This window comes from Thioalkalivibrio sp. AKL19 (assembly GCF_000420165.1).
In the GTDB taxonomy this organism is placed as follows: domain Bacteria; phylum Pseudomonadota; class Gammaproteobacteria; order Ectothiorhodospirales; family Ectothiorhodospiraceae; genus Thioalkalivibrio.
In genome coordinates, this window is sequence record NZ_ATUK01000010.1 from 578,629 (window position 1) to 590,578 (window position 11,950).

Annotated in this window: 12 protein-coding genes; 5 read left to right on the top strand and 7 right to left on the bottom strand. The window is 67.6% G+C overall.

The genetic code is table 11. From position 1 onward, the window contains the following. Positions 1-33: 33 nt before the first annotated feature. The gene (locus F817_RS0104635) at positions 34-1,137 is read left to right on the top strand and encodes an alkene reductase (protein WP_024326558.1); all 1,104 of its coding nucleotides are present in this window, start codon (positions 34-36) and stop codon (positions 1,135-1,137) included. Between the two features lie 41 nt (positions 1,138-1,178). Here the strand turns inward: F817_RS0104635 and parE are convergent, their stop codons facing one another. After that, on the bottom strand, positions 1,179-3,065 hold the full coding sequence (gene parE / locus F817_RS0104640; protein WP_024326559.1) for a DNA topoisomerase IV subunit B: 1,887 nt from the start codon (positions 3,063-3,065) through the stop codon (positions 1,179-1,181). A 333-nt stretch (positions 3,066-3,398) separates the two neighbouring features. Between parE and trxA the strand changes: the two genes are divergently transcribed. Beyond that, complete coding sequence (gene trxA, locus F817_RS0104645) at positions 3,399-4,274, top strand: thioredoxin (protein ID WP_024326560.1); 876 nt, start codon at positions 3,399-3,401, stop codon at positions 4,272-4,274. Positions 4,275-4,371: 97 nt separating this feature from the next. On the opposite strand, the gene F817_RS0104650 is transcribed toward trxA, so the two are convergent. From F817_RS0104650 to F817_RS0104670, 5 genes are all read right to left on the bottom strand, one after another. Beyond that, complete coding sequence (locus F817_RS0104650; RefSeq protein WP_024326561.1) at positions 4,372-4,773, bottom strand: OsmC family protein; 402 nt, start codon at positions 4,771-4,773, stop codon at positions 4,372-4,374. A 49-nt stretch (positions 4,774-4,822) separates the two neighbouring features. After that, entirely contained in the window at positions 4,823-5,536 is a 714-nt protein-coding gene (locus F817_RS0104655) for a DsbC family protein (protein ID WP_024326562.1), read from the bottom strand. An 88-nt stretch (positions 5,537-5,624) separates the two neighbouring features. Further along, positions 5,625-6,530 (bottom strand): site-specific tyrosine recombinase XerD, encoded by a 906-nt coding sequence (gene xerD, locus F817_RS0104660; RefSeq protein WP_024326563.1) that lies wholly within the window; start codon positions 6,528-6,530, stop codon positions 5,625-5,627. Between the two features lie 3 nt (positions 6,531-6,533). Then, positions 6,534-7,352, bottom strand: a complete 819-nt coding sequence (locus F817_RS0104665) for a slipin family protein (RefSeq protein WP_024326564.1) — start codon at positions 7,350-7,352, stop codon at positions 6,534-6,536. Between the two features lie 38 nt (positions 7,353-7,390). Continuing rightward, a complete protein-coding gene (locus tag F817_RS0104670; protein ID WP_024326565.1) occupies positions 7,391-8,956 on the bottom strand; it encodes a nodulation protein NfeD in 1,566 nt (521 codons plus the stop codon). Positions 8,957-9,083: 127 nt separating this feature from the next. On the opposite strand from F817_RS0104670, the gene mobA reads away from it, so the two are divergent. Genes mobA through glp form a run of 3 tightly spaced genes read left to right on the top strand, consistent with a single transcriptional unit; the run spans position 9,084 to position 11,537 of the window. After that, entirely contained in the window at positions 9,084-9,677 is a 594-nt protein-coding gene (gene mobA, locus F817_RS0104675; protein WP_231369390.1) for a molybdenum cofactor guanylyltransferase MobA, read from the top strand. A 40-nt stretch (positions 9,678-9,717) separates the two neighbouring features. Continuing rightward, the gene (gene mobB / locus F817_RS0104680; RefSeq protein ID WP_024326567.1) at positions 9,718-10,260 is read left to right on the top strand and encodes a molybdopterin-guanine dinucleotide biosynthesis protein B; all 543 of its coding nucleotides are present in this window, start codon (positions 9,718-9,720) and stop codon (positions 10,258-10,260) included. 20 nt (positions 10,261-10,280) lie between these two features. Then, positions 10,281-11,537: a gephyrin-like molybdotransferase Glp gene (gene glp, locus F817_RS0104685; RefSeq protein ID WP_024326568.1), complete on the top strand. Its 1,257-nt coding sequence runs from the start codon at positions 10,281-10,283 to the stop codon at positions 11,535-11,537. Between the two features lie 12 nt (positions 11,538-11,549). Here the strand turns inward: glp and F817_RS0104690 are convergent, their stop codons facing one another. After that, a complete protein-coding gene (locus F817_RS0104690; protein ID WP_024326569.1) occupies positions 11,550-11,903 on the bottom strand; it encodes a PilZ domain-containing protein in 354 nt (117 codons plus the stop codon). Positions 11,904-11,950: the final 47 nt, after the last annotated feature.

Here is an 11,950-nt window from a genome sequence, read left to right on the forward strand (position 1 = left end):
GCACGGAGCGATACGAACCCAAAGGAAGACCTCATGACCGAGCTGGATGACGCACTTTTTCGCCCCTACCGCCTGGGCCCGCTGGAGCTGCCGAACCGGGTGCTGATGTCCCCGCTGACGCGCTCGCGCGCCGGGCAGCCAGGCGACGTGCCCACTGATCTGAACGCCGAGTACTACGCGCAGCGTGCCGGTGCCGGCCTGATCATCAGCGAGGCGACGCAGGTCTCGCCGCAGGGCAAGGGGTATGCGTTCACCCCGGGCATCCACTCGCAGGAGCAGGTGGACGGATGGCGCAAGGTCACCGAGGCCGTGCATGGCGCCGGGGGACGCATCCAGGCGCAGCTGTGGCACGTCGGCCGCATCTCGCGCCCGGAGCTACAATCCGACGGTCAGAAGCCAGTCGCCCCTTCCGCGATCCAGCCGGAGGACGCCTATACCTTCATCAGTGCCGAATCCGGCATGGTTGAAGTACTGGAGCCGCGCGCGCTGGAACTCGACGAGTTGCCGGGCATCGTGGAGCAGTATCGCCAGGGCGCGCAGAATGCCAAGGCGGCGGGCTTCGACGGCGTGCAGATCCACGCCGCCAACGGCTACCTGCTGGACCAGTTCATCCGCAGTGGCAGCAACCACCGCACCGACGCCTACGGGGGCTCGGTGGAGAACCGCATCCGCCTGCCGCTCGAGGTGGTGCGCGCGGTGATCGAGATCTGGGGTCCGGAGCGCGTGGGCATCCGCGTGAGCCCGACCGGCAGTTTCAACGGCATGCATGATGATGATCCGCTGGAAACCTACAGCGCCTTCGCCGAGGCCCTGGATGCCACCGGCATCGCCTACATCGAGGTGGTGGAGGACTCCTTCCAGGGCAACCACGAATCCGGCCGCCCGGAATCCATCATCGACGCGATCCGCGCGCGCTTCAGCCATACCTACATCGGCAACGGCGCCTACACCGCCGAAGAGGCACGCCAGCGCATCGACGCCGGCCGCTGCGACCTGGTCACCTTTGGCCGCCCGTTCATCGCCAACCCGGACCTGCCCGAACGCTTCCGCCAGGGCGCCCCGCTCAGCGAGTGGGACGAAGCCACCTTCTACGGCGGCGACGAACACGGCTACACCGACTACCCGGCGCTCACGTGACCCGTGGCTCTTTCCGGCCGTCGGCAGGGCCTCTGAATTAGCTAGACAGCGACGTCGGCCAGGTGGCCCTTGCCCTCCAGCCAGGCGCGGCGTTCGGAGGCGCGTTTCTTGCCGAGCAGCATGTCCATCAGCTGCATGGTGTCGTCGGCGGCGTCGAGGGTGAGCTGCACCAGGCGCCGGGTGTCCGGGTTCATGGTGGTCTCGCGCAGTTGCAGCGGGTTCATCTCGCCCAGCCCCTTGAAACGGGTCACGGAGATCTTGCCCTTCAGTTTTTCTGCCTCGATGCGCTCCAGCACGCCAGCCTTCTCGTCGTCGTCCAGAGCGTAGAAGGTCTGCTTGCCGACGTCCACACGATAAAGCGGCGGCATGGCGATATACACGTGCCCCCGCTCCACCAGCGGCCGGAAGTGCTTCAGGAACAACGCACACAGGAGCGTGGCGATATGCGCACCGTCGGAGTCGGCATCGGCCAGGATGCAGACCTTGCCGTAGCGCAGCCCGTCCAGGCTGGCCTGGCCCGGGTCCACGCCCAGGGCCACGGAGATGTCGTGGATCTCCTGCGAGCCGAGCACCTGGTCCGGGTCCACCTCCCAGGCATTCAGGATCTTCCCGCGCAGCGGCATGATCGCCTGGAAGTCGCGATCACGGGCCTGTTTGGCGGAGCCACCGGCCGAGTCACCCTCGACCAGGAACAGCTCGGTGCGCTCGAGGTCCTGGCTGGCGCAGTCGGCCAGCTTGCCCGGCAGGGTCGGGCCCTGGGTGACCTTCTTGCGTACCACCTTGCGCCCGGCGCGGCTGCGCTTCTGAGCGTTCTGGATCGCCAGCTCGGCGATCCGCTCGCCCTGCTGCGGGTGCTGATTCAGCCACAGGCTGAACGCGTCCTTGACCACACCGGAGACGAACGGCGCGGCCTGGCGCGAGGACAGCCGCTCCTTGGTCTGTCCGGCGAACTGCGGATCCTGCATCTTGAACGAGAGCACACTGGAGACCCGTTCCCAGACGTCCTCCGGGGCCAGTTTGATCCCGCGCGGGAGCAGACTGCGGAACTCGCAGAACTCGCGCACGGCATCCGTCAGACCGGTGCGCAGACCGTTCACATGCGTCCCGCCCTGGGTGGTGGGGATCAGGTTCACGTAGCTCTCGCTGACCACCTCGCCGCCTTCCGGCAACCAGGTGACCGCCCAGTCGGCGGCCTCGGTGGCGCCGGAGACCGAGCCCATGAACGGCTCCTCCGGCAGGCGCTCGAGGCCATCCAGGGCCTCCACCAGGTAGTCGCGCAGCCCCGCCTGATAGCACCACTCGCAGGCCTCGCCGGTGGTCTCGTCGCGAAATGTCACGGTCAGTCCCGGGCACAGCACGGCCTTGGCCCGCAGGATGTGCTTGAGCCGGGGCACCGAGAACTTCGCGGAATCGAAATACTGCGGGTCCGGCCAGAAGTGCAGCGTGGTACCGGTGTTGCGTTTGCCGACGTCGCCGACCGCCTCCAGGTCCTGCGTCTTGTATCCGCCGGCGAAGGCCATGCGGTACCCGTGGCCGTCGCGCTTGATCTGCACCTCCAGCTGTTTCGACAGCGCGTTGACCACCGACACGCCGACCCCGTGCAGGCCGCCGGAAAACTGGTAGTTCTTGTCCGAGAACTTCCCGCCCGCATGCAGGGTGGACAGGATCACCTCGACCCCGGGACGGTTCTCGCGCGGGTGCAGGTCCACCGGCATGCCGCGGCCGTCATCGGACACCGAGACCGAATCGTCCTTGTGCAGGATCAGGTCGATGCGCCTGGCGTGGCCGCTGATCGCCTCGTCCACCGAGTTGTCGATCACCTCCTGAGCCAGGTGGTTCGGGCGGGTCGTGTCGGTGTACATGCCCGGGCGCTTGCGCACCGGGTCCAGCCCCTCGAGGACCTCGATATCGGATGCGGAATAGCTCACGCAGGAATCCCTTTATTGATATTGATCGTGCCCACCACCGGGCACAGCCTCGGTCATCATGCACCGTCATTGCGAGGAGTCGAAGGCGACGAAGCAACCTCCCAACGCAACCCCCGACGTCCGCTCCGGCCGGCGCCGGGGCCACCCGCAGAGATCGCCACGGCGCTGCGCGCCTCGCGATGACGAAGGTGGTTGGTATCGTTGCCGGCGCGACCCCGCGCCAGCCAGTGCGCAGCGTACCAAAGCCTGCGGGGGAAAGGCTGCTTGCAATCCCGGGGACGATCCCAACAATGCACGACAGATTCCGTGTTCAAGTGTTCCAGGAGGGTTCCCATGGCAGACGCCGCAAGCGCAACCGGCGACGACATCCTCGACGTCACCCAGGAGAGTTTCCAGCAGGCCGTGCTGGACGAGTCCCACCTGCGCCCGGTCGTGGTGGATTTCTGGGCCGCCTGGTGCGGCCCCTGTCAGCAGCTGATGCCGCTCTTGCAGCAACTGGCGGCCCAGTATGCCGGCAAGTTCCGTCTGGCCAAGGTCAACAGCGACGAGCAACAGGCCCTAGCACAGCAGTATGGCGTGCGCAGCCTGCCCACCGTGATGGTGTTTCGTCACGGCAAGCCGGTGGACCAGTTCATGGGGGTGCAGCCGGAGCCGAACATCCGCGCGATGATCGACAAGTACCTCGAGAAGCCCTCGGACAAGCTGATCGAAAAGGCGCGCGAACAGGCCCAGGCAGGCGACACGGACGGCGCCGTGGCTACGCTGCGCGCAGCTCTCGAGGAAGACCCCGACAGCAGCGACCTGCGCATCGAACTGGCCCGCGCGCTGGCCCAGGCCGGCGACACGGACGGCGCCGAGGCCGAACTCGGCAAGCTTCCGCTGGGCCAGAGCGAGAAGGAAGAGGCCAGGGCCCTGCGTGCCCGACTGGTGTTCGCGAAGGCCGCCGCCGGCATTGATCCCCAGGCGGTGGCGCAGGAGCTGCAGGAAGGCGACCCGCGCCCCGAGGCACTCGAACAGATGGCGGCCTACGCGATGCTTTCCGGCCGCGCCGAGGAGGCACTGGGGCTGTACCTGCAGCTGATGAAGCAGCACCGCGCCTACAACGACGGGGCGGGACAGAAGGGCCTGCTGGCGGCCTTCGAGGTACTCGGCAACGACCACCCGCTGGTGGGTCAGTTCCGTCGGCAGATGGCCTCGCTGCTGTATTGACCGGGTTCCGATTGCTTAAGGAGACGCTGATCAAGCGCGGGCGGGGGCTTCGCGAGCAAGCTCGCTCCCACAGGGGGCTTCCCCACCTGTTACGCAACTATTGTCTGGCGACGACCTCGCCGGTGAGCTGGGTACCGGCGGCGAGGGTCGAGTAGATCGTGCCCTTCTGCACGTTGCGGTGCAGGATCTCGAGCATTTCCTCATCGGCATCGGTGCCGACCTCGACGCGGTATTCGATCTTCGCGATGGCCGGCGGATCGTCCTGGCGCCAGCCGCGCAGCTGGATGGCGATGCTGTCCACCTCGATGCGCAGCATCGGCAGGGCGCGCTGGATACCGCGCACCATGCAGGCGCCCAGCGAGGCCAGCATCAGCTCCGGCGGACTCAGGGCATCGTCGCGCCCGTCCATGTCGGTGTCCAGCGTGACCTCGGCCTGCTTGGCGCGCGCCAGACTCCCGTGCGTGTCTATCCGGTCGACATTCAGTTGATATTCGAGCATGCGATTTCCCCGCGGGCGCGGCGCCCGGTTCGTACCGGGCGCCGACGCGTCAGTTGCTGCCGAGGATGCGCTCGATCACGGCCTGCGGTTCCTGGTAGCCGGACATCTGCTGGCCACTCTCGGTGATCAGCGCCGGGGTGCCACGCAGCCCGAGCTGCTGGCCCATGGCCATGTGCTGGTCCTGCGGCGTGGAACAGCTGCCATCGATGTCATTCAGCTTGTCGCCTTCCTTGGCCCGGTCCATCGCCTCTTCGCGATCGTCCGCACACCAGATCCGGTCCATGATCTCGGGGGAGTCGCGACCCAGCACCGGGAACATCAGGTAGCGCACCTTGATGCCGGCGGCCAGGTATTCCGGCAGATCCTGGTGGATCTCGCGGCAGTAGGGGCAGTTCGGATCGGTGAAGATATTCAGGACGCCGCGGGTATCGCCATCCGGCGAGTAGGTCACCAGCTCGCTGTCGTCGATGGCGGCGAACATGTCCGCACGCACGCCGCTGAGCGCGGACTGGGTCAGGTTCTCGCGGGTCTCCAGATCCACCATGTTGCCCTGGATCAGATAGCGGCCATCCGCGGACACGTAGAGGATATCGGTGCCGTAGCGGACCTCGTAGACCCCCTCCATCGGCGTTTGCCGGATGCTGTCGATCTCGGTGTCCGGAATGACCCCGGCCATGGATTCCTCGATGGCCTCGGTGGCCATGAGCGGGGTGCTGAACACGGCCAGGGCCGCGGCAAGGGGAAGAGCGTGTTTCAGGGACATGGATTCTCTCGTGTCGATACAAAAAGCGGTGCCAGTCTACCAGCACGGGGGTGTACCCCGGGCATCCGGCGAGATCGGGTAGTAGACGTCAACCGCGGGGATGATGTTCCGCATGCAGGCCCTGCAGACGGGCACGTGCGACGTGGGTATAGATTTGCGTGGTCGACAGGCTGCTATGGCCCAGCAGCATCTGCACCACGCGCAGATCCGCCCCGTGGTCCAGCAGGTGGGTGGCAAACGCATGGCGCAGGGTGTGTGGCGACAGCGGCGACTCGATGCCGGCACGGCGCGCGTGGGCCTTGATGCGGTACCAGAAGGCCTGGCGGGTGAGGCCGCTGCCGCGCCGGGTGACGAAAACCGACTCGCAGGGCGGATGCCCGTCCATCAGATCCGGCCGTGCCTCGCGCTGATAGCGGGCCAGCCAGTGGGCCGCCTCCTCGCCCAGCGGGACCAGGCGTTCCTTGTCACCCTTGCCGGTAATGCGCACCACCCCCTGGCGGCTGTTCACCTCCGACTGCTCCAGCCCCACCAGTTCGGAGACCCGCAACCCGGTGGCGTACATCAGTTCCAGCATCGCGCGGTCCCGCAGGCCGACCGCATCCGCGAGATCCGGGGCCCGCAGCAGGGCCTCCACCTGGGCCTCGGACAGGCTGTCCGGCAACGGGCGTCCGGCCCGGGGGGATTCGATGCCGGCGCTGGGGTCGTCCTCGCGCTCGCCCTGATGAACCAGGTAGCGATAGAAACGGCGAATGCTGGACAGTGCCCGGGTGATGGACTTCGGCCGCGCCCCGCCCTGCATCCGCGTGCTGACATAGCCCAGGAGATCGGCCGCACCGGCGGTCTCCAGGCTTGCGCCCCTGGCTTCCAGCCAGTGCGTCAGGCTCTCCAGATCGCGGCGGTAGGCCACCAGGGTGTGGTCGGACAGGCCCTCGACCGCCCAGAGCTCATCCAGGAAACGGTCGAGGGCCCGCGAGCTCGTCGCGGCGACGGTCACGCGTCAGGGCTGGCCGCCACCAGGGTTGCCCGGGTTGGCCGGTGCCTCCGGGGTCTCCGCCCGGAATTTGCCGGCCAGACTCTCGAACACCTTGGTCAGCTCCAGCGGCAGCGGGAAGAAGATACTGTTGGCGGTGCCGTTGGTCGACATGTCCGCCATGGTCTGCAGGTAGCGCAGCTGCAGCGCGGCCGGGCTCGCCTCCATCTTCTGCGCCGCCTGCACCAGCTTCTCGGCGGCCTGCAGCTCGCCTTCCGCATGGATGACCTTGGCGCGGCGTTCGCGCTCGGCCTCGGCCTGGCGGGCGATCGCGCGGATCATGGAGTCGTCCAGATCGACATGCTTGATCTCGACGTTGGTGACCTTGATGCCCCAGGCGTCGGTCTGCGCGTCGAGGATCTCCTGGATGTCGTTGTTCAGCTTGTCACGCTCGGAGAGCATCTCGTCGAGATCATGCTTGCCGAGCACCGAACGCAACGTGGTCTGCGCCAGCTGGCTGGTCGCGGCGTAGTAGTCCTCCACCTGGATGACCGACTTGGCCGAATCCACCACGCGGAAGTACAGCACCGCGTTGACCCGGACGGTGACGTTGTCCTGCGAGATCACGTCCTGACTGGGTACGTCGAGGGTGATGATGCGCAGGTCAATGCGCACCATCTGCTGGATGCCCGGGATCACGATGATCAGTCCGGGACCCTTGACCGACTGGAACCGGCCCAGGAAGAAGATGACGCCACGCTCGTACTCGCGCAGCACCTTGATCGACATCACGATGATGGCGATCAGGATGACTAGCGGGACGACAAAGAAACCGAGATCGTTCATGTCCTGCTCCTTCTACGTTGTGAACACCGAACGGCTGGTTAGCCGGCCGATGCAGTGCCCGGATGGCCCTCTTCGGTCACGGGTTCGACCCGAAGCTTGAGCCCTTCTATGGCGGTCACGCGGACCTTCTGGCCCTCGCGGACCGGCACCGAGGTCTCGGCGTTCCACTGCTCGCTGTGGACCCAGACCCGGCCGCTGCGCTCGAAGTCCTCGCGCGCCTCGCCAATCATGCCGATCATCTCTTCATAGCCGGTCGCGGGCTTCTTGCCGCGCAGGCTGAACAGGCGTCCCAGCACCCAGACCGACAGGATGCCGATGGCGATGGCCGTGCCGATCACCAGTGGCAGGGCCACGTTCAGGTTGGGATCGTCCCACAGAATGATCGAACCGGTGGTGAATGCCACAATGCCTCCTATGCCCAGGGCCCCGAAACTGGGCACAAAGGCCTCCGCGATCATAAAGATCATCCCCAGCAGCATCAGCGCCAGGCCCGCATAGTTCACCGGCATCACCTGCAGCGCGAAGAACGCCAGGATCAGCGCGATCGAGCCAATGACCCCGGGGTAGATCGCACCCGGATTGGCGAGCTCGAAGATGATGCCGTAGATCCCCAGCAGCATCAGGATATAGGCAATGTTCGGGTTGGTGATCACGGACAGCAGCTGGGTGCGCCAGTCCGGGTCCATGCGCACGATCTCCAGTCCCTCGGTGGCGAGGGCGCGCTCACCGTCATGCATGCGCACGGTGTGCCCGTCGATCTGGGCAAGCAGGTCGTCCAGGTTGTCCGCCACGAAGTCGATGACGTTCTGCTCCAGGGCCGCGGTCGCGGTCAGGTTGGAGCCCTCGCGTACCGTCTCCTCGGCCCAGTCGGCATTGCGCCCGTAGCGTTCGGCCAGGCCGCGGATATAGGACACCGCATCCTCCAGCACCTTGCGCCCCATCGCGTCCTCGCCGCGCCGCGGCTCCGGGTCGTCCTCCAGCAATTCCTCCTCGCTGGCCGGTTCGACCTCGCCGTTGGCCGTTGCGTTATCGTCCACGGGCTCCTCGGACGCCGTGTCCGCCTCCTCGTCGCGTGCGTCGCCATTGGCCTCGTCGGCATCCCCGTCGCCACGCGCGTCTTCGTCGGGTTGCGGCGGATCCATGCCCGGGAGCCCGCCACCGCCCATCTGCACCGGCGTGGCCGAACCCAGATTGGTGGCCGGGGTCATGGCCGCAACATGCGACCCGTAGAGCATGTAGGTGCCGGCGCTCGCCGCGCGCGAGCCGGACGGATGGACATAGGTCACCACCGGCACGTCGGATTGCAGGATGTCCTTGATGATACTGCGCATACTGGAATCCAGCCCGCCCGGGGTATCCAGCATCAGGATCATGATCTCGGCGTCCTCGGCCTCGGCGCGCTCGATGCCGCGACGGATGTAATCGCCGGTGGCCGGGCCGATCGCGTCCTGCACCGTGAGCATCAGGGCATGGCGTCCGCCGGTATCCGCCAGGCTCGCGGCGGCGAGCCAGCCGGCACCGAGCACCAGCAAGGCCAGCCACAGCAGGTGGCGCCAGCGGCGCCCTGCGCCCGATCCCGCCTTGCGTCCAAATGAAACCCGCATGGGCTTCCTCTCCCGTCAGGATGGATTCGTCGTACACTGCGTGCGCACACGCGACAGCCGACACCTCCACGATAAACCAAAGGCCGGACCGGCGCCGAACCCGCAAACCCGCATGGAAACGCAGGCAATGCAGACCCCGCCCGAAACCCTCACCGCCGTGATCCTGGCCGGCGGCCAGGGCCGGCGCATGGGCGGGCGCAACAAGGGCTGGGTCGAGTACCGCGGGCGTCCCCTGATCGAATACGCGATCGAGCGCCTGCGTCCCCAGGCCGCGCAGCTGGCCATCAGCAGCAATACCGATATCGACCGCTACCGGGCGCTGGGGTTTCCCGTGCTGACCGATTCCCACCCCGATTACCGCGGCCCGCTGGCCGGGATCGCGGCCGCATTTGCAGCCTTCCCCGATCACGAGATCCTGTGCGCACCGGTCGACGCACCCGAGCTGCCCCGCGATCTGGAACGGCGTTTGCGCCAGGCACTCGAAGCAGGCACGGCCCCCGCCGCCATCGCCCACGACGGCGAACGCCTGCAGCCCCTGTTCGGCCTGCTGCGCCCGGTCCTGGCGGACCGCCTGGACCGGGAACTGGCCCGCGGCGCCCTGGCGGTCGGTCGCTGGTTCCGCGACGTCGGCGCGCTCACGGTGGACTTCTCCGATCAGCCCCGGGCCTTCGCCAACATCAACACGCCAGAGGACCTCCAGCCATCGCCACCCGGGCCGTGACCGCTATACTGACCCGCCCGAGCCCTGGGGGAAAACGCCCATGATCGAACCGACAAGCCCCACGTCCCTGCCCCGCATCGCCTTCGCCGCCTGGAGCGGCAGCGGCAAGACCACGCTGCTCAAGGGCGTGATCCCGGCCCTGCGCGCCCGCGGCCTGCGCCCGGCGATGATCAAGCACGCCCACCACGAGTTCGACGTGGACAAGCCCGGCAAGGACAGCTTTGAGCTGCGCCACTCCGGGGCGGACCAGATGCTGGTCGCCTCCGGGCGGCGTTACGCCCTGATGGTGGAGACGCCGGAGACCGACGACGGCCGCGTGCCGGACCTGGACATGCTGTGCGCGCGGCTGGACCCGCGACGCTCCGACCTGATCCTGGTCGAGGGCTTCAAGCAGTGGGACCTGCCCAAGATCGAGGTACACCGCCCGTCAGTCGGCAAGCCGCCGCTGTACCGCGAGGTCGGCGGGGTGGTCGCGGTGGCCACCGACGCCACCAGCCTCGACTTCGACGGGCCGCTGCTGCCGGTCAACGACCCGGATGCGGTGGCCGCCTTCATCATCGACTATCTGGACATCCATCCCTGAACCCGAAGCGGAGACACCCCATGCCCGAGGCTGCACCCGGCTGCGACGAGTTCGACCCCAACGCCAAGACCCTGGAGCAGGCCCGCGCCGCCATCCTCGAGGTCTGCCGGACGATCACCCAAAGCGAGCAGGTCACGCTGGAAGAAGCCCTCGGGCGCACCCTGGCCCAGCCGGTTCACGCGCGCATCGACGTGCCCCCGGCCGCGGTCTCGGCCATGGATGGCTACGCCCTGCGAGCCGCGGATGCAACGCAAGGTACCCGCCTCGCGCTGGTGGGCACATCGGCGGCCGGACATCCCTGGGATGGCGAGGTGCAACCGGGCCAGTGCGTGCGCATCCTGACCGGCGCGGTCGTCCCGGCAGGCGCCGACGCGGTGATCATGCAGGAGCAGGTGGAGCGCGGCGACGATGCCATCACCCTGCAAAAAGGCGGCTTGGCACCGGGCCACAACATCCGTGGCACGGGCGACGACACCGCGGCCGGCTCACCGCTGTACGCCGCCGGACAACGCATCGGCGCCGCCGAGATCGGAGTCCTGGCCAGCCAGGGTATTGCCGGGGTGAGCGTGCTGCGCCGCCCGCGCGTAGCCTTCTTCTCGACCGGGGATGAACTGGTCTCGGTCGATCAACCGCTGGGCCCGGGACAGATCCACGACAGCAACCGCCACACCCTCCGGGCCCTGCTCGCAGCCTATCCGGTCGATGCCATGGACTATGGCGTCGTCCGCGACACCGAGGAGGAGGTCTCGCGCGCCCTGACGCGCGCCGGCGAGGAGGCCGACCTGATCATCACGACCGGGGGCGTATCGGTCGGCGACGCTGACCACGTGACCCGAGTGCTGCAGGCCTCGGGCCAGGTCGGCTTCTGGAAACTGGCGATGAAGCCCGGACGCCCCCTGGCCTTCGGCCACTTCGGACAGGCGCATTTCTTCGGCCTGCCGGGCAACCCGGTAGCGGTGATGACCACCTTTGCCCTGCTGGTGCGCCCGGCGCTGCTGCAACTGGCCGGCCGCGACGCGACCGAACCACAGACCCTGAACGCGCGGCTGCTGGAGGATCTGTACAAGACCCCGGGGCGCACGGATTTCCAGCGCGGGCTGCTGGAAACCGACGACCGCGGCTGGGTGGTTCGAGCCGCCGGCGGCCAGGGCTCGCACCAGCTGCGCGCGATGAGCGACGCGAATGCCTACGTGGTGCTGCCGCGCGAATCCGCCGGGGCGCGTGCGGGCGACTGGGTGGAGGTCCTGCCGTTCCGGGAGGTCTTCCCGGAGGTGTAAGTCAGACCTGGCTCAATGCGACGCGATCAGCGCGGCGAACTCCCGCTCCAGCAGGGCCTCGTCACCAAGGTTGAGTTCCACCAGGCGGCGCAGGTGGGACGCGGATTCCAGCGGCATGGCCTCGATCTCCACACCCACCCACAGGCCCTCGTGCCAGCGCACCCGGCCCTCGAAGGTGATGCGTGCCTCGTCGCTCAGCGGGATGTCCACGCTGACCTCGTCACCATCGGCCATGGCCGGCAGGTCGGCCGCCTCCAGCAGCACACCCCTCAGGGAGATATCCTCCACGCGGACCGGACAGCCCCCGCCATCGGTCAACAGGGTAGCCGGAAATTCCAGGGGGATACGTTGAAAGCGTCGCTCCATGCGGCAAGACTACCCCCACTCCGCGCCTGCGGCCAAATCGAGAACCA